This is a genomic window from Sinobaca sp. SA16-1 (genome assembly GCF_059510515.1).
The window spans coordinates 711,572-735,628 of the sequence record NZ_JCAKFL010000001.1; the positions used below are offsets into that span (position 1 = coordinate 711,572).

At 45.9% G+C, this 24,057-nt stretch carries 22 protein-coding genes; 12 read left to right on the plus strand and 10 right to left on the minus strand.

Annotated features, from left to right (window positions below):
- Window positions 1-19: 19 nt before the first annotated feature.
- Window positions 20-349, minus strand: coding sequence for a hypothetical protein (locus AC5W2J_RS03480; protein WP_496058093.1), 330 nt, complete (start codon window positions 347-349; stop codon window positions 20-22).
- A gap of 329 nt (window positions 350-678) precedes the next feature.
- Here AC5W2J_RS03480 and AC5W2J_RS03485 point away from each other — a divergent pair, with 329 nt between their 5' ends.
- A complete protein-coding gene (locus tag AC5W2J_RS03485; RefSeq protein ID WP_496058094.1) occupies window positions 679-1,671 on the plus strand; it encodes a peptidoglycan-binding protein in 993 nt (330 codons plus the stop codon).
- A gap of 37 nt (window positions 1,672-1,708) precedes the next feature.
- Here AC5W2J_RS03485 and bioB read toward each other — a convergent pair whose 3' ends face one another.
- The 3 genes from bioB to AC5W2J_RS03500 all read right to left on the minus strand — a co-directional run bounded on the left by bioB (window position 1,709) and on the right by AC5W2J_RS03500 (window position 4,690).
- Window positions 1,709-2,704 carry a biotin synthase BioB gene (bioB, locus tag AC5W2J_RS03490; RefSeq protein WP_496058222.1) on the minus strand — a complete coding sequence of 332 codons (996 nt, stop codon included), beginning with the start codon at window positions 2,702-2,704 and terminating at the stop codon, window positions 1,709-1,711.
- A gap of 14 nt (window positions 2,705-2,718) precedes the next feature.
- Window positions 2,719-3,318, minus strand: a complete 600-nt coding sequence (locus tag AC5W2J_RS03495; protein ID WP_496058095.1) for a biotin transporter BioY — start codon at window positions 3,316-3,318, stop codon at window positions 2,719-2,721.
- A gap of 130 nt (window positions 3,319-3,448) precedes the next feature.
- The gene (locus AC5W2J_RS03500) at window positions 3,449-4,690 is read right to left on the minus strand and encodes a dicarboxylate/amino acid:cation symporter (protein ID WP_496058096.1); all 1,242 of its coding nucleotides are present in this window, start codon (window positions 4,688-4,690) and stop codon (window positions 3,449-3,451) included.
- Between the two features lie 330 nt (window positions 4,691-5,020).
- Between AC5W2J_RS03500 and AC5W2J_RS03505 the strand changes: the two genes are divergently transcribed.
- Entirely contained in the window at window positions 5,021-5,398 is a 378-nt protein-coding gene (locus AC5W2J_RS03505; RefSeq protein WP_496058097.1) for a thiol-disulfide oxidoreductase DCC family protein, read from the plus strand.
- Between the two features lie 41 nt (window positions 5,399-5,439).
- Here AC5W2J_RS03505 and ulaA read toward each other — a convergent pair whose 3' ends face one another.
- The 3 genes from ulaA to AC5W2J_RS03520 are packed head-to-tail and all read right to left on the minus strand — an operon-like array spanning window position 5,440 to window position 9,211.
- Window positions 5,440-6,807: a PTS ascorbate transporter subunit IIC gene (ulaA, locus tag AC5W2J_RS03510; protein ID WP_496058098.1), complete on the minus strand. Its 1,368-nt coding sequence runs from the start codon at window positions 6,805-6,807 to the stop codon at window positions 5,440-5,442.
- Window positions 6,808-6,837: 30 nt separating this feature from the next.
- Window positions 6,838-7,104 carry a PTS sugar transporter subunit IIB gene (locus AC5W2J_RS03515; RefSeq protein ID WP_496058099.1) on the minus strand — a complete coding sequence of 89 codons (267 nt, stop codon included), beginning with the start codon at window positions 7,102-7,104 and terminating at the stop codon, window positions 6,838-6,840.
- A 16-nt stretch (window positions 7,105-7,120) separates the two neighbouring features.
- A complete protein-coding gene (locus tag AC5W2J_RS03520) occupies window positions 7,121-9,211 on the minus strand; it encodes a BglG family transcription antiterminator (RefSeq protein WP_496058100.1) in 2,091 nt (696 codons plus the stop codon).
- A 281-nt stretch (window positions 9,212-9,492) separates the two neighbouring features.
- Between AC5W2J_RS03520 and AC5W2J_RS03525 the strand changes: the two genes are divergently transcribed.
- A complete protein-coding gene (locus AC5W2J_RS03525; RefSeq protein WP_496058101.1) occupies window positions 9,493-9,912 on the plus strand; it encodes a DUF948 domain-containing protein in 420 nt (139 codons plus the stop codon).
- Window positions 9,913-9,967: 55 nt separating this feature from the next.
- The gene (locus AC5W2J_RS03530; RefSeq protein ID WP_496058102.1) at window positions 9,968-10,825 is read left to right on the plus strand and encodes a YihY/virulence factor BrkB family protein; all 858 of its coding nucleotides are present in this window, start codon (window positions 9,968-9,970) and stop codon (window positions 10,823-10,825) included.
- 48 nt (window positions 10,826-10,873) lie between these two features.
- On the opposite strand, the gene AC5W2J_RS03535 is transcribed toward AC5W2J_RS03530, so the two are convergent.
- The 3 genes from AC5W2J_RS03535 to AC5W2J_RS03545 form a co-directional block, all read right to left on the minus strand.
- Complete coding sequence (locus tag AC5W2J_RS03535) at window positions 10,874-11,431, minus strand: TVP38/TMEM64 family protein (protein ID WP_496058103.1); 558 nt, start codon at window positions 11,429-11,431, stop codon at window positions 10,874-10,876.
- Between the two features lie 203 nt (window positions 11,432-11,634).
- Window positions 11,635-12,033, minus strand: a complete 399-nt coding sequence (locus tag AC5W2J_RS03540) for a DoxX family protein (protein WP_496058104.1) — start codon at window positions 12,031-12,033, stop codon at window positions 11,635-11,637.
- Window positions 12,034-12,163: 130 nt separating this feature from the next.
- Complete coding sequence (locus AC5W2J_RS03545; RefSeq protein WP_496058105.1) at window positions 12,164-13,330, minus strand: FtsW/RodA/SpoVE family cell cycle protein; 1,167 nt, start codon at window positions 13,328-13,330, stop codon at window positions 12,164-12,166.
- A gap of 168 nt (window positions 13,331-13,498) precedes the next feature.
- Here AC5W2J_RS03545 and AC5W2J_RS03550 point away from each other — a divergent pair, with 168 nt between their 5' ends.
- From AC5W2J_RS03550 to AC5W2J_RS03585, 8 genes are all read left to right on the plus strand, one after another.
- Window positions 13,499-14,629, plus strand: coding sequence for an NAD(P)/FAD-dependent oxidoreductase (locus AC5W2J_RS03550; protein WP_496058106.1), 1,131 nt, complete (start codon window positions 13,499-13,501; stop codon window positions 14,627-14,629).
- Window positions 14,630-14,749: 120 nt separating this feature from the next.
- On the plus strand, window positions 14,750-15,583 hold the full coding sequence (locus tag AC5W2J_RS03555; RefSeq protein ID WP_496058107.1) for a lipoate--protein ligase family protein: 834 nt from the start codon (window positions 14,750-14,752) through the stop codon (window positions 15,581-15,583).
- A 285-nt stretch (window positions 15,584-15,868) separates the two neighbouring features.
- A complete protein-coding gene (locus AC5W2J_RS03560) occupies window positions 15,869-17,386 on the plus strand; it encodes a pyridoxal phosphate-dependent decarboxylase family protein (RefSeq protein WP_496058108.1) in 1,518 nt (505 codons plus the stop codon).
- Window positions 17,379-19,127: an IucA/IucC family protein gene (locus tag AC5W2J_RS03565; protein ID WP_496058109.1), complete on the plus strand. Its 1,749-nt coding sequence runs from the start codon at window positions 17,379-17,381 to the stop codon at window positions 19,125-19,127. Before AC5W2J_RS03560 ends, AC5W2J_RS03565 begins: the two co-directional genes overlap by 8 nt.
- A 17-nt stretch (window positions 19,128-19,144) precedes the next feature.
- Window positions 19,145-19,720 carry a GNAT family N-acetyltransferase gene (locus tag AC5W2J_RS03570; protein ID WP_496058110.1) on the plus strand — a complete coding sequence of 192 codons (576 nt, stop codon included), beginning with the start codon at window positions 19,145-19,147 and terminating at the stop codon, window positions 19,718-19,720.
- Complete coding sequence (locus tag AC5W2J_RS03575; RefSeq protein ID WP_496058111.1) at window positions 19,707-21,008, plus strand: lysine N(6)-hydroxylase/L-ornithine N(5)-oxygenase family protein; 1,302 nt, start codon at window positions 19,707-19,709, stop codon at window positions 21,006-21,008. Before AC5W2J_RS03570 ends, AC5W2J_RS03575 begins: the two co-directional genes overlap by 14 nt.
- The gene (locus AC5W2J_RS03580; RefSeq protein WP_496058112.1) at window positions 20,986-22,212 is read left to right on the plus strand and encodes an MFS transporter; all 1,227 of its coding nucleotides are present in this window, start codon (window positions 20,986-20,988) and stop codon (window positions 22,210-22,212) included. Before AC5W2J_RS03575 ends, AC5W2J_RS03580 begins: the two co-directional genes overlap by 23 nt.
- 38 nt (window positions 22,213-22,250) lie before the next feature.
- Window positions 22,251-24,029 carry an IucA/IucC family protein gene (locus AC5W2J_RS03585; protein WP_496058113.1) on the plus strand — a complete coding sequence of 593 codons (1,779 nt, stop codon included), beginning with the start codon at window positions 22,251-22,253 and terminating at the stop codon, window positions 24,027-24,029.
- Window positions 24,030-24,057 lie beyond the last annotated feature (28 nt).

Genomic DNA, 24,057 nt, shown 5'->3' on the forward strand with positions numbered 1-24,057 from the left:
AGGAAGGCTTACGCTTTCGTTATCCAATCACTTCTACAGGACCGTGATCATCCACATGGTCGTCATGTTTGTGATGCAGCCTGCCGTCAACCAGATAGTCGTAATGGTCACCGTGGGGAATTAATTCATGGCCGCAGTCTTCATTATGATCACACGGCGATTCAACCTGTACACACTCTGACGGGTTTTCTTCTGTCACTTCTATTTTACACTCATCCCAGTGGTCTTCGTGTCCGTGATGAAGGTGGCTGCCGTGCAGATAGTCTACATGGCCGTTATGCTTTATCTTCGTATGGCCGCAGGCAAGGCTGTGTTTGTGAGAATGATTGTCGTGCGTATGATGTTCCATAAATATTCCTCCTTTTTTAGTATCGTATCATTTTTTTATCTGAAAATTCCTTATTCAAAGTGGTTACGATTTGTTCCTTCTTTCACAGTTACACACATTTTCACACAAGTACCATTTTTTCACACATTGTTACATTTTCATAACATATGTATCCGACCTATTGTTTAAGACTTAAGTCCCCTATATACTCAACATATACAAAATTACTTTGGAGGTGAACATTGCGTTAGAAAGCTGAGTTTCGCATGAGCATACATACTAATTTTCACTGACACCTATCATGATGCAGCGTAACGCAAGATACAATGAAGAAAATAGCCATATCTACGATGCTCGCTGCGATTCTACTTTTCACCCCGACTATGGCTGATGCCGCTCTCGGAGACCAGACCCTTCGACAGGGAATGAGGCACTCTGATGTGTCTGAGCTGCAGCAATGGCTCAGTTCCAAAGGCTTTCAGGCCGGCGCAGCCGATGGAATATTCGGTGCCCAAACGGGGAATGCTTTAAAATCCTATCAGAGAAGTGCAGGAATAGGTGCTGACGGCATTGCCGGTCCACAAACATTCAGCAAAATGAAAGTTTCTTCCGGTTCTTCTTCGTCTAATGTAACAAAGGCTCCTGCCGCTTCCACGAGCAGCAGCGCTTTATCCAGAGTGCTTCGTCAGGGCAGCCGTGGAAATGACGTAAAGACCCTTCAGCAATCGTTGAACAGCAAAGGTTTTAACAGCGGAACCGCTGACGGGGTATTCGGTGCCCGCACTACAAGCGCGGTCCGCTCATTTCAATCAGCCGCTAAGCTTTCTGTTGACGGGGTAGCCGGCGCAAGAACGTTTAACGCCCTTAAAGGCAATATAAGAGCCTCTTCTTCCGGAAACAGCACACAGGTTTCCAGTACTAAGGCACCTGCTCCTGCTTCCAGCGGATTCATTGTACCGGCAAGCGGCAGAATCAGCTCAGAGTTCGGGTCAAGGAACGGTTCTTCTCATCATGGAATTGATGTAGCTCAAGGCAATCGTTCAAATGTAAGCATTGCAGCTTCTGCTTCCGGAACCGTAACGTCTGCAAGATTTATGACTGGATACGGAAATACAGTTATTGTTTCCCACACGATTGGCGGCAGACATTTTAATACGCTGTATGCCCATTTGAAATCATTCAATGTATCCGCCGGCCAAAGCGTCCGTCAGGGCCAGTCGATCGGAATTATGGGCAGCACCGGCCGTTCTTCCGGTCCGCACCTGCATTTTGAAATTCACGAAGGCAGCTGGAACGTCAGCAAATCAAACGTCGTTAACCCTAGAAAGTACATTTCCTTTTAAATAACGCAAAAAAGCCATCCGCGGCGGATGGCTTTTTTTATGAATACATTTCTGCACTTCTGTTGTATGCGGAAGCTTCAACCGTAAAACCTGCATCTTTAATAAAAGCGATGTCTTTTTCCCATTCCTGGCCTTTTGTCGTCAAGTAATCACCGAGAAATACAGAATTGGCCGCATATAAAGCCATCGGCTGCAGGGAACGAAGCTTCTCCTCACGCCCGCCGGCAATACGGATTTCTTTAGCAGGAAGGATAAACCGGGCGAGAGCCGCTATCTGTAGACAGCGCAAGGGAGTCAGCAGATCCCTGCCTTCGAAAGCCGTCCCATCGATAGCATGCAAAAAATTAATCGGTACAGAATCGGCATCGATGTCTCTTAAGGAGAACAGCATGTCTACTATGTCTTCTTCTGTTTCCCCCATTCCTGCGATAATACCGGAGCACGGAGATATCCCAGCCTGTTTTACCGCCTGAATGGTATCTGTACGATCTTTAAAGGTATGAGTGGTTACGACATTTTCATGAAAACGGCTGGACGTATTAATATTGTGGTTATACCGGTCCACGCCGGACGCATGAAGCGCCTCGGCCTGCTCTGTTTCCAAAAGGCCGAGACAGGCGCAAAGCTTCAGGCCGGTCGTCGCTTTAATTTCCTGCACCGCTTCCATCACAACAGCCAGTTCTTTTTTGGCCGGTCCCCTGCCGCTTGCTACAATACAATAAGTCCCGGCTCCTCTGGCATCTGCCTCTCTGGCGCCTTCCACGATTTCTTCTTTAGACCGTATTTTGTATTTAGGAATAACCGCGGCCGAGTCTTTGGATTGAGAGCAGTACCCGCAGTTTTCCGGGCAGAGCCCTGATTTGATATTAATTAAAGAGTTGAGCTTTACTTCATTTTTGTAATAGTAATAACGAATTTGATAAGCTGCATTCAGCTGGCCCAGTATTTCTGTATCGTCTTCCTGTAAAAATGCGAGCGCCTCTTTTCTTGTCAGCTGGTCGCGCTCCTTTATTATTCGGTCCGCCCGTCCCATCCAGGAAATTCCCACTAAGCGACCCCGCCTTTTGTGGAAGGCATCCGCTTTTTCGCATACATTGAATGGTAGACCCGCAGGCTGAACCAGGCGGCGAGAAAGGCCAGTACAATATCTTTAGGCAGCGGCACCATCATCCAGGCCCAGGCCATCCAATAAGAAAACGCTTCTGGGGCAGCAAACCAAAGCATGTAAGCCATATACATCCAGTTTGTGCCAATAAGATAGTTGACCGCTGTACCCAATAGAGCGGCCGCAGCCAACCGTTTAAACGTCCGGTTGTGTTCGGTCAGCTTTCCGACTATGTACGCTGTGGCAATATAAGATAGTATAAATCCAAATGTAGGTGAGAAAATGGTACCAATGCCGCCGGACCATTGAGCGAATACAGGCATTCCTGCCAGTCCAATCAATACGTAAATAACAATCGAAAGCGCCCCGTATTTTTTCCCTAAGAATAAACCGGCAGACACACTTACGGCTGTCTGCAGGGTGATTGGTACCCCTCCAATCACTAAAAATGGCACCATCGATGTAATATTGGCTCCAATCATCATCATCGCTGCAAAAAAAGACGCTAAAATCATTCCATGTAAATGTGAACGAACAATCATTTTCTTTCCTCCCTATTCAATATGTCTTAGTATATACAAAATGAATATATATTGTAAACCTATTATTATAAATGGTTTACAATATATACAAAAAAGAACAGCCGCATCAAACGACTGTTCTTTTTATTTATTATGATTCAGGCAGCCCGGTGGCTTTTCCTTCTTTTGCTTTTTCTCCTCTATCTACTACATAGGCACATGTAGCATCACCTGTAATATTCAAGGCTGTACGAAGCATATCAAGCAGTCTGTCTACACCAAGGATCAAGGCAATACCTTCGACCGGCAGACCTACCTGCTGAAGGACCAGCGAGAGCATAATCAGGCCAACACCCGGCACACCGGCCGTTCCAATACTAGCCAGCGTAGCCGTAAGAACGACCATTACCAGTTGGGAAACGCCTAATTCTACTCCGTATACCTGAGCAATAAAGATCGTAGCTACTGCCTGCATAATGGCCGTCCCATCCATGTTGATGGTGGCACCGAGCGGCTGGACGAAACTGCTGACAGGTTTACTGACTCCCAGATTTTCCTGCGCCGTTTTCATCGAAATCGGCAGGGCACCACTTGAACTGGATAAACTAAATGCCACGGTCATAGCCGGGAAGAAGTTTTTGAAGAACGTAAGCGGGTTTGTTTTCCCAAGCCACGCGATAGCTATGCTGTACGTAATGGCTGCATGAAGTATCAATGCCCCAATAACAGTGAGCATGTACATGCCCATAGACTGAAGTCCATCAATTCCTGCGTCTCCAAGAGCGGACGCAATTAAAGCAAACGCACCAAACGGTGCTGTGTACATTACGATATTAACAAGGAACATCATTACATCGTTACCCTGTTCGAGTAACTTTTGAATGCCTGCTGTCTTATCGCCAAGGCGTGCCAGGGCGATACCAAGGAATAGGGCAACAGCAATAATCTGAAGCATTTCTGCGTTAGCCATCGCTTCCACAGGATTGCTTGGAATAATGTTCAAAAGCGTATCCATAATCGGCGGAGCGGCTTCCGGTTCATACTCAGCAGATGCTGTATCGAATATTCCGGCTTGTCCCGGCTGGATAAGATAAGCTAAAGAAAGACCGATCAACAAGGCAATAACCGTTGTCGTAATGTAGAACGTAATGGTCTTAGTACCAATTCTGCCCAGCTGAACGGGATCTTTCAGACTGGCTGTTCCTAAAGCGATAGAGATAAATACAATCGGAACAACGAGCATCGTAATCAGGTTAAGGAAAATCTGGCCGACCGGGGTCAAAATATAAGTATCAATAGTACTAAACACATTATCCGGTACGTAGTTTAAGGCAAGACCTACAATTAGTCCGAGAACAAGTGCAATTAATATGTTTCTTGTTAAATTCTGCATGGTTTCATGCAACCTCCTTTTACAATATAATATGTCGGTATAATGAAAGTGTTACATTTATTCTTTCTCTTTCCCAGCGTATGAATGGATTTTCTCATCTTAAAAAGAACTGTTGAAAAAAAGAAGAATATACATGTATTATATACTGTTTGCATAAAAATATCCGTTCTTTTTCAGGATTTATTTCATTATTCCGATGTATAAGATAAATTTCCTGGCAGATAATCTCTTTACTATAACAATAAAATTTTCTGCCAAGGGACTCATAAGAGGGAGCGGGTTTATTTTCAACGGAAGTAGTGAATGAGAAGAAAAAGGAGATGAACCGGCATGACACAGCATTTCGTCTTTTATGACGCTTCCTGCCCGCTCTGTTATCATTTAAAGAAAAATTTAAATAAACTGGATAAAAATAACAAGCTGCGCTGGATCGCAGCCCAAACGGCAAAACAGGAACCGGATGCTTATCCTTATCTGCAGGGCAGAAACATTTACGAAGAAATTCATATGCTAACCAGCCAGGGTGTAGTGATGAAAGGATTCTATGCTATCCGCCGCCTATTAATAGAACTCCCCGGAGTAAGGGTTCCAGGAGCTCTCCTGTATCTACCCCTTATAGATAAAGTGGGCTCGCCGCTCTATTTATACGTTTCCAAAAGCAGATTTAAGTGGTTTGGACAATATGACCCGCCCCGGATTAATGAATAAAAAAACGCCTTCGGAGGAAAACCGAAGGCGTTTTTTATATATTATGCAGCTTTTGCTTCTTCTCTTTTTTTCTTTTTGCTGATTTTCCATCCTACACCTATAAAAATACTCAGCACTGCCAGAACAACTAAAGTGAATAAAGCGGTAGAATTGATCGCCAGACTTAGATTACCGAGTATAAGTCCAACTACTCCAAAATCTGCATCTCCAAACGTAGTACTTTGAAATCCTATTTCTCCAAGGAGGGGCAGTAATAAAGCAGGTAGAAAGCTTATCATGACACCATTCGCCATTGCTCCAATAATTGCTCCTCTTCTTCCTCCGGTAGCATTACCAAACACACCGGCTGCAGCTCCAGTAAAGAAGTGCGGTACAAGACCAGGAACGATAACAGCCAGACCGAAAAGAGGAAGAAACAGCATACTGATCAATCCTGCGATAAAACTGAACATAAAGCCGATAATAACTGCGTTATTGGCAAACGGAAAGACTGCAGGAGCGTCCAATGCCGGCTTGGCATTTGGCACCACTTTATCGGCTATTCCTTTAAAGGCTGGAACAATCTCTCCTAAGAGCATACGAACCCCGGCTAAAATAATATAAACTCCAGCTGCAAAGGCCAGTCCCTGCATAAGAGAAAAAATCAGGAAATTCTGTCCGCCGCTTAACTCTGTCTCTACATATTGTCCGCCGGCGAATAACCCAACGACGATGAACAGAATAACCATTGTTAATGAAACAGCTACAGAAGTATCCCGGAGAAATCCTAATGCTTTAGGAACTTTAATATCTTCTGTGGATTTTTCTTTGTTTCCGAATTTAGTGCCTAAAAAACCGGCTACAAGATAACCGAAAGATCCAAAATGTCCAACTGCGATATCATCCGACTGAGTGATTTGTCTCGTGTACGGTTGAAGCATTGCAGGAAACAATACCATTAAAGAACCAAGAATAATAGCTCCCAGTGCTATCATGCCAATACCTGACATACCGCCGGTAGTCAAAATAACTGCGATCAGGCAGGCCATGAACATAATATGATGACCGGTTAAAAAGATGTATTTAAATGGCGTAAAACGTGCCAGTACGATGTTGGTTACCATCCCAAACAGCATAATCATCGCTGTTTCTGTGCCAAATGAATCCTGGGCTACAGCTACAATCGCTTCGTTGTTAGGAATAACGCCATCTACATTAAATGCATGATTAAACATTTGACTGAATTGATCCAGTGAACCAATTATTACTGTCGCCCCGGCCCCGAGAATGACAAAGCCAAGGATTGTTTTCAGTGTACCGGAAACGACATCTGCGATAGCTTTCCGTTGTAGAAGCAGGCCGAGAAAGGCAAACATTCCAACCAGCAGTTCAGGTGTGCCCAGCAGGTCATTCATAATAAGATCTATCATTATTTCCTTTCCTCCTTTTTTCTGTTTGTATTAGAGGTGTGTTTCCAATGCTGTCCGAAGTTCTTTTTTATCTAATAAGTTATTCAGCAGTGCTACGTTTCTTGTGCCATCATTAATGTTTCCGAGGATATCTTCTGATCCGATATATAAATCCGCCGCTTCTGTCTTAGCTGTTGTTAGATCTGTATGGGAAACATCTGCTTCTATATTCATATCTTTTAAAATGCTCTGTACATTCATTGAAACAATCATCGAACTTCCTAATCCATTACCACATACAACTAATATTTTTTTCATCGTAAACCCTCCATTTTTATTTATAGGAATATTTAGATACAAGAGATAGTACCTCATCTTGTGATTCTGCATTTAATAAATGATGAATATTATCCGGCTCTGAAAGCATTTCCGTCAGCTGCGATAAAGCTTTTAGATGTGTTTCATTATCTACCGCTGCCAGCACGATAATAAGCGAGGCTTGGTGCTTCGGGTCTTCAGAGAAGAAAACCGGCGTGCGCAGGCGGAGCAGACTCATTCCAAGCCGTTCCACCCCTGCGTCCGGCCGGGCGTGCGGAATCGCAATCTGCGGAGCGATAACCACATAAGCTCCATTCTCATAAATGTTTTCAATCATGGCATCCACATAGCTGCTCTTTATACTTTCATCTTTCAAAAGTGGGAGAGAAGCCTGTCTTACTGCTTCCTCCCAGCTTTCTGCTTTCTCGGCAAGCTGAATTGTCTTAGGAGTAAGAAGTTCTTCCAGCATAGGTTTATGTGTCTCCTTTATAGAATGATTATTTTGTAAAAAGGAATGTATTTTCTTTTGAAGCGCTTTATGATCATGGATCGTAGCGTGTTCTTCGATCAGGGAAATCAAATGAGCTTCTTCCCCTGCTTTTTCTGTATGAAGCATTTGTTTCAGCTGAGCTGCAATCCGCTCCCTTTCTTTATCATTGAGCAGCGCGGGCACATAGATGACAGGAGAAACCTTTTGTTTAATAAAAGAGGTGGAAAAAATAATATCCGCATCGCATGCATGCTGATTGTATTCTCTTACAGACAAAGTACCGGCGATAAATACTTCCGGCAAAAGCGTTTCCAACTGAGAGCGGAGCATGCCGGAAGCGGCTATTCCATTTTCGCAGACAACGAACGCTCTAAAATGCTTTATAGACTGATGATCTCCACGTTTCAGCCACCCTCCAAAGTGCATTGCAACATACGCAGCTTCTTCTTCCGGTACCGGTCTGCCTATAAAAGATTCCAGGTGTGACAGCGACCGTTTTGTTAAATAGAAAACATCTGGATATTCCGTTTCGATTTTTTCAGCATAACCGCCGCTTATCGGCAGATCGTATTTCATTCGGTAATAAGCCGGCTTTAAATGGGCCAGCAGGTTATTTTCCAACTGCTTTCTTTCTTCAAGAAGCAGACAGCCAATTAACTGAAAATCATCAACAATTTTAGTAATAACTCTTCTTAGTTTTTCTTCTTCTATCTTTGCTGAAGACTGTGGTGCAGCGTGATGGACACGCGAACCAAGAATCTGCATCGTTAATTGAAATTTTTCAACCTCTTCTAATGGAGCACACCCGTTTTTTTGTATGCGCTCTGAGAGACGTTTTACAGCCAGATAGCTGTCAGTCTGCTTTAGGATGTCCTTTTCTTCCTGATCTATCTCTTCTGCTGTTGATGTGGACTGTCTTTTTAATGAAATTAGAAGCTGATAGACCAGAAACTGAACGACATGCTCAGTAAAAGAAACCTTGAGCTCTTTTTCTATTAACGTGACCTCATACTCCAGATAAGGAACAAGTTCTTCTTCTGTCTTAGAACCGGGATTAATCACCGCCTGTGCTTTTTCGCGAAGCTGCGCTGATTCCGGCTTTGCCAGAACATCGGAAATGCATTGAGTCAGCAGTTTTCTTTTCTTTGTTTCATTTCCTTTTACTGAATACCCTTCGTTTTTAACATGGACTAATTCCAAATCCTGAATCTTTAGAGCCGCTGATGTCCTTTTTAAATCGCGGAACAAGGTCCCCCGGCTTACTTGCGTGAGATGCTGCAGCTCTCTTAAAGAAGCCGGCTTTTTTCTGGATAATAGAAACAAAATAAGCAGGTACTGCCTTTCTTTTCCAGAAAATCGGTACTCCCATTCATTTTGAAGCTGCAGTTTGGAGGGCAGCTGCTCTTTAGCATCCAGCGGAATGTAAAAACCTTTGCCATATTCTTTTTTTATAGGCGGCAGCCCCTCTCTTTCCAACCAACCGTTTATTTGGCTGATGTCATAATAAATGGTTCGTTGTGAGACTCCCAGTGCTTCCGTGAGCTCCCTTACTTCTACTCTTTCAGAAGACTGGGATATTAAATGCAGGATAGATGTTCTTCTCTGGTCAAGGACCATGATTCACACTCCTATATCTCATTTTGCAAAATTCAATGAAATAAAAGCATAAGCGCCTGCTTCTAAACCTTATATTAATAGGCTTTCATAAATATTGTAAGGGCTTTCCTTGTTCCATTTTTGTAATGTTACTATTTGCAAAATGAGACGATTATTTGTAAAAAGAATATTATTTTTATAAATATATTTTTGTTTATTTTCTTCTTCGTATAATGTGATAAACAGAATACCGTTTTAAAAGCTTTCAAATCAGGGTAAACAACAGAAAGGAGGTGAAGTTAATGATATGGCTTTTATATGTCAGTATCGCTATCGTTGTACTGGCAATTGTGTTTCTTGCTATTTATGCTATTAAAATTTTCAAAAACACGACAAGTACGATCAAAGAACTCAATACCGTCAGTGGTCGGATTCAATCACGTATTGAATCATTAACTGATAAAGCGGAGGGAATTCAGCAGAAGACAGAGCTTATCAATGAAGATATTGAATACAAAAAGCAATCTGTACAGGTTCTGCTTGATTCTTTTAAAGAAACAAAACCGTCGCTGCGTTCCCTGCAGCACAATGTACGTACGACCAATATGGTTGAAGAGGAAGCAAAAGCTTCTTACTCTTACGAAGTAAACCGAATGCTTGACTGGGGCAATACAGCAATTGATTTGTATTCCAAGTTTGCAACGAAAAAAGAAAGAAAATAGCGTACTATTTTCTTTCTTTTTTACATAATGTGAACCATTCGGAAAGGAGGCCTATATGAACAAACTAAAAGGATATGCGAAAGAACTTGGCCAGGAATTCAAAAAAGATAACGTCACCCTGCTCGGTGCTGCCCAGGCCTATTATTATCTTCTTGCTATTGTACCGCTGATGATTCTGCTGCTGTCGCTTCTTCCTTATTTTAATATTGCACCGGATCGAGCAATGGAAGTAGTAGAAAATGTAATCCCCGGCGAAATGGCCGCTATTTTTGAAGAAAACATTGTAAGTCTCGTTACAACACCGCAGGGCGGTCTTCTCGGTATTGGTATCATTGGAACACTCTGGTCTGCCTCCAATGGTGTTAACGCCTTTATCCAGGCTTCCAATCAGGCGTATGACGTGGAGGAAACGAGATCATTTATTAAAGTAAGACTGATGTCTCTTGCCCTTACTATTGGAATGATTCTAGCTGTTGTGATCGCTTTGGTTCTTCCTATTTTTGGTAACGTCATTATTGATTTTATTAATTCGGTAGTAAATCTTCCGACACAGACAGCCATTTTATTTCAAATTCTGCGCTGGGTGATTAGTATTGCAGCCATGATTATTGTATTGTCGGCACTATATCATTTTGCCCCAAACAAAACGTATCCTTTCAAGGAAATTCTTCCCGGCGCTTTAATAACGGCGGTGCTCTGGCAGGTCATTTCCTTAGGCTTTTCTTTTTATGTCAGCAACTTCGCCAATTATTCCGCGACGTACGGAAGCCTCGGCGGTATTATTGTGTTAATGCTGTGGTTCTATTTGATTGGTATTATTCTCATGGTAGGCGCGGAAATTAACGTTATTATCCATCGTAGAAAAATACGCGAGAAAGCCGAGAAAGATGGCTTTCCTAAAGGAATTGTATAAATGCACAGCAAAAAACCGGGAAGTCCTGTACAGGGCCTCCCGGTTTTTTTAAATACTTGATCCTTCCGGCTCCGGCTCCCGGCTTTTTCCGAACAATTTATATACAACGAGCAGAAGCGCTGCCATAAGAACAGAGAGGTACCAGGGCATTTCCGTTATGGCTCGGCCAAAAGCAGTGTAAATAATGGAGGGCAGCAGGATACCGGCTGTAGAATAGTACATATATTCTTTTAAAGACTTTGTCATTTCTATTAAGTAGAGGGATAACAAATAAAAATGCATAAACGGAAGCAGACGGAGGACCATAACCTGTCCGAGGGTTACTTTTCTGTCTCCGAGCAGCTTCTCTTTCAATGAAGTAATCTTACGGTGAAGGCTTGGAAAAACATGGATCAGCTTGTAAAAGATAAGGCTTGATAAAGATAAGCCAATCACCGAATACAGTGTCCCGTAAAGAAATCCGAAGAACACGCCGCCTGCCATACATAAGAGCAGCACCGGTATAAATAACATCGGTCTTATCAGGTGGAGAAGAATAAATAAAATAGGCGCCAGCCACCCGGCTTCTTCAATAATAGATTGTATAGAGCCATGTAAAGAATCCAACAAATACCCTCCTCTCTCATAGAATATTTTTAAAGCAGTCATTGTTCGGCAAAGGTTCAACCGTTCGTAAAATCACGTTTCTCTACTATATCACATTCCCTCGGGAGCTCCGCCCGTATTTTTCCCAAGAAAAAAAGCCGCTCCAACAGCAGCTCTTTTTTGATTCTTATGTATTCTTCAACAAGCACACGGCCCATATTCTTTTACGAAGATGAGGGATCCGGCGATATGACGATGGGTATCGCAAACGGATGTTTTTTTACACCAATCAGTACGAAGCAGAGCACAAATAGTACAGCCACCTGGGTGTAGTCGCTAATAAACCAGCCCGGGTGATAAGGGATAATTAACAAAGCGATAAACAATGGCAGAAGCAGAAAAACAGCGGAGCTCCTAATAAAGAAACCAGCAATAATCATTAATCCCGCGAGCATTTCAATAATAGCTGTCAGATGGGCAGCGGAAGAAAACAACGGGGAGGTATCAAACACGTTTAAGTATGTACTGATATCCCAAACCTTTTCCACTCCGGCAGCAATCATAACTAATCCCAGTACCAGCCGAATACTGCATAAAAAGAAAATACGAAAAAAATTCATCATCTTTACTTTTCTCTCCTTTTTTTGCTTCCGTAACAAAAACACCTTCAGTAAATGAAGGTGCGAAAATGCCATCCTTACTGTGGATAATACAGCCAAGTGTAAAAACCTCTTGAATTATAAGTCTTCTTTTTTATTCCGAATCGCTGCTTGAAAACATAAACTGCTTACTATGAAATCGGACGCTCAGGGCAATGCCTACTGCCAGCATAGTCGTAACAAGAGAACTGCCTCCATAACTGATAAAGGGCAGCGTAAACCCGGTCACAGGAAGAAAACCAACGTTCATGCCGATATTTTGAAACACCTGAAACGCAAGCATTCCAACAATGCCTACACATATTAATGTGCCATAGGCGTGGTGGCATCTAAAGGCAATCATGATGATGAGATAAAGCAGAACAAAATATAAAATAAGCAGCAGTGCGCCTCCAAGAAATCCGGCATTATGACTGATAACAGCGAAAATAAAATCGGTATGCGCCTCAGGCAGATAGATATTTTCGTTGCTTCCTGTAAGGCCGCCTGTTCCTATTAAGGAAATAGCGCGTGCTGCCTGAAATCCTTCATCCACATATTCAAATGGATTCAGCCAGCCGTAAAAGCGGCTCACCTGATAATCAGATAAATTAGCAAACAAAACCGTTTCGACTACTCCCGGAAATCGGAAGAAGGCGAATAAAAACAAAGCCATTCCAAGTATCGGGATTCCAAATAATAGTATGAGAATTTTGTACGTTATACCAGATACAATAAGAAGCGCCGCAAAAATAGCCCCTGTCATCATGATCATTCCCATATCCGGCTGCTGGGTGAGAATAAGAACCGGAGGAATAACCACCATAGCCATTTTACCGAACAGCTTCCAGTCCGTTTGAATCGTACGTTCCTGGTACATACGGTTATGATTATAGATAATTGTACTTAATAACAAAATAACGAATATTTTCATTAATTCAGAAGGCTGAAAATTACCGACAACGGGCAGCGTAAACCAGCGTTTAGCCCCGTTAATGGTTGGTGCAATACTTTCCGGCGCAAATAATAGGACGATGAGAAGAAATAATCCAAACCCATACAGTACCCAGGACATTTTTAAGTAGTATTCAAAATCAATATGCTGGACAACAAAGGTAATCGCAAAAGCGAGCAGAAAAAAAACGGCCTGCCTTATCATGAAATTATTTTCATACTGCGCCATCTCCTGGGCTGTAAAAATAGCCAGGCAGCTGAAGACACCAAATAAAAACAATAAAAACCACATATTCACATCATAACGTTCAACTGGTTTTGCTTTCATGTGACCCCCTGGTACGTTCATTTTTATGCCTCTTTTATTTTACGAGCGAATAATTCGTTTTGTTTCATTTTTTCTGCAATTGTATTGATCTATAAGGAAAGAATTCGTGAAACACACGCTGAAATCATGTAAGCTAGCAGAAGAAACGATACAAAAAGGAGATACATTATGTCTGATTACATTGTCATTGGAGCAGGAATTCTCGGTGCTTCCACAGCGTATCACCTGGCCGCTTCCGGAGCAAACGTCACTGTAGTGGATCGGGCGCATGCCGGCCAGGCAACTGATGCGGGTGCTGGTATCGTATGCCCATGGCTTTCTCAAAGAAGAAACAAACCATGGTACTTTCTGGCCCGGAACGGCGCTGCCTATTACCCGGATTTGATTAAACAGCTGGAGGCACTGGGCCAGCATGATACCGGTTATAAAAGCACGGGTGCCTTAAGCCTGCACCGGGATGGCAACCGAAAAGCAAAAACCGCGGAAAGAGCCATCAAGCGTCGGGAACAGGCGCCGGAAATCGGCCACGTTTTCTCATTAAATGAAAAACAAACAAAGCAGGCCTTTCCTCTTTTAGCAGACCATTACCAATCTGTTTATGTAAGCGGAGGAGCGAGAGTAAACGGCCGCGCTCTCCGTCTGGCACTGCTGGAAGCGGCCCGCCAGCTGGGAGCTTCCTGGGTGCAGGGAGAAGAAGCGTCTCTTATTCATGATAACCGTACGGTACAGGGCGTCACCGTGAACAATGAGAACTACTATGCAGACCGCGTGATTCTTACAGGCGGCGCCTGGGCGGATCAATGTCTGGAGCCGCTCGGCCTTTCTTTTGCGGTAGAGTCCCAGAAGGCCCAGATTATGCATATGCAGATCGAAAATACCGCCACGGAAAACTGGCCGGTCGTTATCCCTTCCGGCCCTCATTATATGGTGCCTTTTTCCAATGGCCATATTGTTGTCGGTGCTACTCACGAAGATTATGCCACCACCGCCCAGCCTACGGCTGCAGGTTACCTCGAGCTTCTTGAAAGTGCCCTTCACATGGCACCGGGCCTGAGAAAAAGCATGATTAAAGAAGTTCGTGTCGGCTTCCGTCCCTCCACGCCGGGCTTTCTGCCGGTAATTGGTTTTGTACCGGAAACAAAAGGACTTCTGGCCGCTAACGGCCTGGGCGCTTCCGGATTAACAACCGGCCCGTTTCTTGGAGCCGAGCTGGCCAGACTTGCGATGGACCAGGAGATCAGCCTGTCTCTGGAAGACTACAGCATAGAAGGAGCCATACAGCCCGCTGCCCGTATATAAACAACCCGGCCACGGCTGGCTTTTATCCACTCTTTCGGTCTGCTATAATAAGGAGAATTTGAGTAGATAAATAGTAAAGCAGCTGCCTGCTTTATGTACTATAGAAACGGAGATAGTCACATGAACGTGCATGATAAATGGAACGGACAAAACTGGCGCTGGATCGATCATTCCAGCTCCGGTCTTCAATATCACCCGCTGCAGTCCTTTGCGCTTGATGACACACTCTGTACAAGCGTCGGAGAAGGACTCTCCGACCCGGTAATGCGGTCCTGGGTTCATTCTCCTACTGTTGTCTTGGGGATTCAGGACAGCCGCCTCCCACATATTATGGAAGGATGCCGTTATCTGGAAGAACAGGGCTACCGCGTTATTGTACGGAATTCAGGCGGCCTTGCGGTCGTGCTCGATGAAGGCATCTACAATCTTTCTCTTATTATGAAAGAAGAGCGCGGTATTTCCATTAACAGCGGCTACGACTTTATGTGGGAGCTGATGAAAGAAGTGTTTTCTGATGCGCCGCTTCCTATTGAAGCTTACGAAGTGGTCGGCTCCTACTGCCCCGGAACATATGACCTTAGTATGGGAGGCCGGAAGTTTGCCGGCATTTCCCAGCGCCGCATCCGCGGCGGAATCGCCGTCCAAATTTACCTGGCCGTCACCGAATACGGCGAAGAACGGGCGGAACTGCTGAAAGAATTCTATTCCATCGCTGTTAACGGCGAATCGGTGCGCTATGAATGGCCGAGGATTAACCCGAAGGTCATGTCCTCTCTTTCTGAACTATACGACAGGCCGCTCGACATCCAGGACGTCACAAAGCGTTTGTTGACCACTGTCGTCTACGGGCACGGGGCCAGACTCCAAACGTCGACCCTCACATCCAGAGAGCTCCAGCAGTTTGACTCGCTTTATCAGCGGGTCGTGGATCGAAACGACAAAGCCCTCACATAGCATGGCTGCACCAGCTGGTACCTTTATCGCTCAACGATAGAGGTGCTTTTTTTAGTCCTTTTGTTTTTTTGTATGTCTATCTGCCTTCTTTTTTTCCCGGTAATTGTTTGTTATTTCTACTAATATGATAGATTGTTACCGATTCCGGGCATATAGATTGACAGATTATTTTCCATAGCATACATTAGGTAACGTTACAGAAAATCGGCGCGCTGTCAGGCGCTTTTTTTATCTCACTCCATTGATAATGATTTTCATTATCAAAAATCGAAAGGGGCTTGTTAGATGGTACTAATGAAAGATCAGACGCTTCAGCATACAACAGAACAAACACTGCTTCACCTGGACCCTTCCAGTCTGGAGCGCTTTGAAATAGATCTGCATCACACCGTCGCAGAAATGGCGGACGTGCTGAGGAAAACGGATAAGCCGTATTCCGGCAGCCACCCTGACGATATAAAACATGCATTGGCCGCCTCTCCCCCGGCTTCCGTTAACGGAGAGCCATTTGCCGATGTATTGGAAGATATAAAAGAAAAAGTCATTAAACAGTCCGTTATGGTTCAGCATCCTTACTGCATGGCTCACCTCCAGTGTGCCCCTATGATTCCGGCACTCGCAGGCGAAATTATTCTGAATACGTTAAACCAGTCCATGGATTCCTGGGACCAGAGTCCGGCTGCAACGTTTACCGAGGAACGGCTTATTTCCTGGCTCGGCGAGCTGTTCGACTTTTCTCCGGAAATGGACGGCGTCTTCACGAGCGGAGGTACCCAATCAAATTATATGGGGCTTCTTATGGCCCGTAATCAATATGCAAGCAACAGGCTGCATCATAACATCAAACAGGATGGACTGCCGCCGGAAGCTTCCCGATTTCGCATTTTCACGTCGGAACGGGCCCACTTCACGGTAAAACAGGCCGCCTCTCAGCTTGGACTAGGCGAAAACTCTGTTATCACCGTCCCGGTTAATGATAAGCAGGAAATGGACGCCGCAGCATGCCGCCGGGCTTTAGAGCAGGCCAAGCAGGACGGACTCCTGCCTATCGCCATTTTCGCTACGGCCGGAACCACTGATTATGGCAGCGTGGATCCGCTCGATGCATTGGCCTCTCTCGCCTATCAGGAAGATATCTGGTTACATGTCGACGCCGCTTACGGGGCCGGATTAATTTTAAGCGAGACGCACGCCGGCCAGATTAAAGGAGTAGAAAAAGCAGATTCCCTGACCATTGATTTTCATAAATTGTTTTACCAGCCGGTCAGCTGCGGCGCGTTCCTAATCAATGACGGAAAGAATTTTCAATATACAAGCCATTACGCCGATTATTTGAATCCTCCGGAGGATGAGGAATCGGGCATGGTGCACCTTGCCGGAAAATCTGTTCAGACGTCCCGGCGCTTTGACGCTTTAAAGCTCTGGATGACGCTTCGCTGCACCGGTACCAAAGCACTGGGCGGCATTATTGACCAGACCATTGAAGCGGTTCAGTTTCTTTATGAAAAAATGCAGCCTCTGGAAGAATTAGACGTTCCCGTCGCGCCGCCGTCCAATGCGATTGTTTTCCGCTACCGCGATGACGAAAGCGAACCGGCTGTTGTAGACGAATGGAACCGTCGCATTAAAGAAGAGCTTTTCTTTGACGGTACGGCCATTTTAGCCAAAACACGCCTGGAAGGCAGGCAGTATTTGAAAGTAACCTTGTTAAATCCGAGCATTTCCGAAGACCAGATTATTAAGCTGATCCGCTCTATTCTTAAGATCGGCCGTCGTTTAAAGGAGGAAGAAACGCATGGATAACACAAAAATAGCGGAAGAAGTTACGCTGCAGAGCTTTTTAAATTGCTACATCAGAGAAACAGGAGCCGGAGAGCAGAAAGCCGGCCGTCTTTATATTGACCTGCCGCATCAGGAGATGGAGCTTATGGCTCCTCTTCACTATGCATCACTTACGGGAAGGCATTTATTTTCCTTTCCGCTGCTTTATAAAGCAAAACGGCAGGCGCAGTGGCTCGATGCTGATTTAGTAACAGCTTCGAGTCTCTTATTAAAGGAGCTTGCCCTGGAATACAAAACAAGCCGGCATGTCCCGGAAGCGATGAAGCGGATTCTTTTAAGCTATGAAAATATTGCTTTCTTTCTGGAAAACCGGAGCGCCGATACGCCCAGCCTCTACCGGGCCGGCCGCTCGTTTATCGAATCCGAGCAGTCCCTCCTGTACGGACATTTGTTTCACCCGACGCCGAAAAGCCGGCAGGGGATGAACGAACAGGAAACCCTGCTGTATTCACCGGAAACAAAAGGGCGCTTCACTCTTCACTACTTTTGGGTGCACGCTTCCCTCGCTGAAGCAAAAAGCGCCGACGGCGAATCGGCGGAAGAGAAAATTCTCAGCCTGTTTTCGGCGGACGAACGCCGAAAGTGGCAAAAGTACGCTGACTATACATTAATCCCGGTTCACCCCCTGCAGGCTTCTACGCTGCTTGAACAGCCTCATGTACAAGCCTGGCTGCATGACAAAAAAATAATAGATGCCGGACGGATGGGCCCTGCTTTTGCGGCGACATCTTCCATCCGGACGTTGTATAACGAAGAAAGCGATATTATGCTCAAACTTTCCATCCCTGTGAAGGTGACCAATTCCCTTCGTGTGAACAAACGGATGGAACTCGAACGCGGACTCGTTATTCATGACGTACTTAACAGCGCTGTCGGCGGACAGCTTCACGATTACTTTCCCGGGTTTTCTATTACAAAAGACCCCGCCTATCTCAATGTTCAGGGAGAAACCGAAAGCGGATTTGAAACCGTGATCCGGGAGAATCCGTTCAAAGGAAAAAACAAAGAAAACACCTCATTAATAGCCGGACTCTGCCAGGACCCGGTGGAAGGACAGAAATCCCACTTATACCGGGTGATAGAATCTATCTCCAAGCAGGAGAACCGGACATTGGAGGACGTCAGCCTGGATTGGTTTGAGCGCTATTTGTCTATTTCCCTGCAGCCGATTCTCTGGCTTTATTTCACCCATGGCATTGCTTTAGAGGCTCATCAGCAGAATGCTGTTCTCACGAGGGAGCAGGGCTGGCCGAAGCATTTTTACTACCGTGACAACCAGGGCTATTATTTTGCTGCCTCTAAAGAAACCTACCTTGAGTCGTTTGTGCCGGAATTAAAAGATAAAAGCCATACCGTCTGCTCAGATGCCCTTGTCGACGAACGGCTTCGTTATTATTTTTTCTACAATCATATTTTCGGGCTCATCAACGCGTTTGGCACGAGCGGTCTTATCGACGAAGAGCCGCTGCTTGAGGCCGTTAGAACGCAGCTGAAACAAATGAAGCCGGTCGCAGAGTCGTCTTCCTCCCGTCTGATTGAAAGCCTGCTGGAGGAACCTGCCCTTCCGTGCAAAGCCAACCTTCTTACCACCTTCCGCAATATGGATGAGCTTACCGGAACGCTGGAAGAACAATCTGTCTACACGAATGTAACAAACCCTTTAGCTGCGAACAGCAAAGACCAGTCTGTTCCAATTCTTTAAAAAAGAGAGGCGATCGTATGACAGCATCTAGTTCCAACCTATCTATTTCTTCCACGGCCATTACGTTTCGTCCTTTTGAACGCCAAAAAGATGAAGCGATGCTGCTGGAGTGGATGCATCAACCCCACGTGGTTCCATACTGGCACCTTGATCTATCACAAGAAGCTTTCTCTATACATCTGGATAAAGCACTGTCTGACACCCACCAGCAGCTCTGGATCGGGTTATACGAAGGCGAGCCGATGAGCTACTGGGAAACTTATCAGGCGCGGGAAGATATTATTGCCCGCTTCTATCACTCCCATCCTGCAGATGAAGGCGTACATCTGCTTTTCGGCCCGGAAACCTACCTGGGAAAGAGCCTGGCGCTTCCTTTTCTTGCTGCTATGACAGAACGCCTGTTTTTGGATCATCCGGAGACGTGTAAAGTAATGGCGGAACCGGATATCCGCAACGAAAAAATGATTCATATCTTTCGCAAATGCGGCTATGAACCGATTAAGCCGATACAGCTTCCTGACAAAACCGGCCTGCTGATGGCCTGCCGGAGAGATTCTTTTAAAAAGGCGGTTGAAACACATGGATTACAATAAACCAGTTAAGCAGTGGGACCTTCTCGGCATAGGGCTGGGCCCCTTTAATCTAGGCCTTGCAGCCCTGTTGGACGAACACCCGGACACACAGTCTGTTTTCTTTGATGCCAAACCTGCTTTTGAATGGCATCCAGGGATGCTGATCGAAGGCACTACTCTCCAGGTTCCCTTTCTGGCTGATCTTGTTACGATGGTTCACCCACGCAGCCGGTTTTCTTTTTTGGAATATTTAAACGAAAAGAACCGGCTTTATCAATTTTATTTTTATGAGAAATTCCATATTCCGAGACGTGAATACAATCATTACTGCCAGTGGGCTGCTTCCCAATTGGATTCCTGCCGGTTTGGCTGGAACGTAGAAGCTGTCTCCCCCAAAGACAATGAATGGTGGACGGTACGTGTCCGCGCCATTGATTCCGGCGCTGTCGAAATACACGAAGCCAAAAATATTGTTATGGGCATTGGAACAAAACCATCTTTTCCTCCGGTAGAAGGTTTGGAAAACAACGACTCTGTCTTTCATTCGGCTTCGTTTCTTGATAAACAGCAGGAGTGCCGGGACGCACGTTCCATTACGGTCGTCGGCTCCGGGCAGAGTGCGGCTGAAATATTTGAAACGATTCTTGAAAATAAAAGCGGGCAGCAGAAGCTGAACTGGTTTACTCGCTCCCGCGGATTTTTCCCTATGGAATATTCCAAACTCGGCCTGGAACACTTTTCACCGGATTACACGAACTATTTCTACAGCCTGACCCAGGAAACGAAAGACCGGACGCTTGCGAAGCAGGATCTTCTCTATAAAGGGATCAGCACGGAAACCATTGCCAACATTTATGATGTGTTGTATGAAAAATCGATCGGCGGAGCCGACCTGAACGTTCATATGCAGCCTCTTTCCGAGCTCTCTAAATGTGAGACCGGAACCGAAGCAGATAACTGTTTAACGTTCACTCAGTGGGAAAAAGAAGAAACGTTCACGTGCGAATCAGATATTATTATTCTCGCTACGGGCTATAAGCAGCGCATTCCTGAATTTCTGGCAGAAGCAGAAAGCGAATGGCAGCGCGACGGCTATGACCGGCTTTGCATTAATGAAGATTACAGCGTGCAGCAGACCCGTGCCACATCGCGGAACGTCTATGTGCAGAATGCAGAAATGCACACCCACGGTCCCGGTGCGCCGGACTTAGGCCTGGGGGCGTTCCGCAATGCAGCCATCATTAATGCATTACTCGGCCGCGACGTGTACAACCTGAAGAGGGAAAATGTCTTTCAACACTTCGGATAACAGCCGCTCTCTTTCCCGGATGATTTATACACTTTTATTTTTTATGATTTTCGCTGAAGTGATGCTTTCTCCGTTTTACCCTCAGTTTTTTGAGAAAGCGTTTGGCCGGGAAAGCCTGGGCTTTACTGCTGTTTATATTTTTGGATGCCGGGCGGCTGCCATTACCGCGCTTCCTTTTTGGGGCCGGCTGGCCAAAAAGCGGGATATTACCGATATTGTTGTACGCTGCCTGACGGTTTCCCCACTGTTGTTCACTGCCATGGCGTTTGCGCCGGAGGCATCTATTTTCTTTGCGCTTTCTATTATTTTAGTGTTTTTAAAAACCAGTATGCTGCTGCTTTATCCGAAAGCGGTGCAGCTTTCCCGCCATCAACCCGGACGCCACGCGCTTTCCTACCAGTTTGTCTTTCACGGTGCACTGCTGCTTTCCACTGCAGCGGGGGCTCTGGTTATGATGACAAGCTGGCCGGCTGCGATATTTCTTGTACTGGCCGTATTTGACGTCTTCTTACTGCTGCTGGCAAAAAAGCTCCGGAACGCGTCCCGGTCCGTTCTTCTTGCGGAAGCAGACACAGGACCCGGACCAGCCGCTCCTTCAATGATGCTGCTCGTTTCTATTTTTGGCCTGGCCGCGCTTGCTTTTCATTTAGGCAATCAGATGGTCCGACCGTATTTTACGACGTTTGCGCAGCAGGTGTACTCCATGGACCTTGCCACCGCCGGATTTTTGTTTATGCTGCCGAGCGCTGTGGCTCTTTTGACGCTGCCTCTCTTATTTAAAGGCTGGAATGAGAAAAAAACTTATGGCCTTGCTCTTGCCGCTATCGCTCTTTTAACGATTTCTCTTCTGCTGCAGGCGCTCCCGCTTGCTTTTACGGCTTTCGTTCTCGTGCGAGTGCTTTACGGACTTGCTTTAACCATCGGCCATGCCGGTCTCGATGCGTCCTTTTTTCAAATGATGGGCCCCGCTGCCGGAAGCGGAAGCTACAGCTTTTATGCGCTTTTTCAAAACAGTGCTTTGCTGACCGCCCCTTTTGCAGCAGAAATGGTCATTCAAGGCTACGGGCTGTCTGCTCCGTTTGCCGCAGCCGCTGTGCTGCTCGCCTGCGCCTTGATTCTGCTGCTCGGGGCCGGTACGCTTTCGCGGCAGAGGCAGTCCGTTTCCAGGACGAAAACCGTGCACCTTCAGGAGGATAGCTCATAACGATATGATATTAAATTAAGTTGATCGGAGGAATTGCTATGAAACATGAAGCATCTATCAGCACGCATATTCAGCCGCATTTATGGGAAGAAGCGAATCGGCGTCTTACTGCCAAAATGCTTCAGGAATTTATGTACGAAGACATGATCCAGCCTGAAGCCGGGGAAGGACACTGGCGGAAGCTTTCGGCAGGAACGTCCACCTACTGGTTCCAGGCTGTTCCGCGTCTTTTCGACAGCTATACTGTAAAGCCGGATTCCCTGTCCAAAGAACCAGCCGCCGAACCGATTCGTGCGGTCAGCTTTCTGCTCGAACTTCAGCAGATGCTGCCGATGAGCAGCACGACTGTCGGGCATTTAATCAAAGAGTACCAGCATACTCTTTTGGCGGACTGCCACTTACTCGCCCGTTCAGTTACAGCAGAAACAATGGCGGACATGGATTACAGCGACCTGGAAGGCGAAATGGCCGGCCACCCGTGGATTACTTATAACAAAGGACGCATCGGCTTCAACTACGAAGACTACCTGCAGTATGCACCGGAACAAAAGCAGACGGTCCGCCTGCACTGGATTGCTGTAAAGTCCGAACTGGCCCACGTGCAGCAGCTCGAGCATATTCAAGCCTCTTCTTTTTTAGAAGAAGAATGCGGTCCTGCCAAATGGAAAGAGTTTGAACACAAGCTTTATTCCTATGAGCTTAAGCCGGCAGATTATGTCTTTCTGCCCGTTCATCCTTGGCAGTGGGAAAACGTGTTGATTACGGCATTTGCCGAGGAAATTGCCATGCGGCAGATTGTCCCTCTCGGCGACGGGGAAGACCTTTACCTGCCCCAGCAGTCCGTCCGTACGTTTGTTAATCAATCAGACAAAGAAAAATACCATGTGAAACTTCCTATGAGTATTTTAAATACGCTCGTTTACCGGGGACTTCCCGGCGAAAGAACGCGTATCGCACCGGAAGTCACCACTTTTATTAAAAACATCTGGAAAAAAGACGAGTTTTTGCACACGACATGCGGGCTTTATCTATTGGGAGAAGAAGTAAGCATTCACGTCGATAACCCTGCTTATGAAAGCGTCGAGGGCATCCCTTACCAATACAAAGAAATGCTCGGCGCCATCTGGCGGGAAAGCATTTATAAAGCACTGAAGCCTGGCGAACAGGCGGTTACGTTAGCTTCGCTGCTCCATCGGGACAACGCCGGCACGTCTCTCGTTTCCGTCTGGATGAAGCAGTCCGGATTAAACGCCGAAGAGTGGACAGCCGCTCTTCATCAGGCCGTGCTCCCTCCTCTGCTTCATTACTTGTACCAGTACGGTACCGTCTTTTCCCCGCACGGGCAGAATACTATTATCGTGCTGGAAAACGGCCGGCCCAAGCGCCTGATCATGAAAGATTTTGTAGATGACGTTAATATCAGCGACCAGCCGCTGCCGGAGCTTACTTCGATCAGCAAACGAATGAAAACCGTACTCCGCAGTGAGCCTCCGGAAGGTCTCGTACAGTTCGTCTTCACCGGGCTGTTTATCTGCCATTACCGCTACTTGGCTGAACTGTTCGAAGAAGACAACCTGCTTGGGGAAACCGCGTTCTGGAGCTCTGTGAAAACGGTGATCGTCGAATACCAGAAACGCTTTCCTGAGCTGCAGGAACGCTTTGAACTGTTCGACCTGCTTCAGCCGGAACTTACGAAGCTGTGTCTCAACCGCAACCGGATGATCGATTACGGCTATGAAGACAGCGATGACCGCCCGCACGCCTCTGAATACGGAACAGTAAATAATGCGCTCGCGGATGTGCCGGTCCTTTATTAATATACTTTAACCATTCTTTTCTATCGTT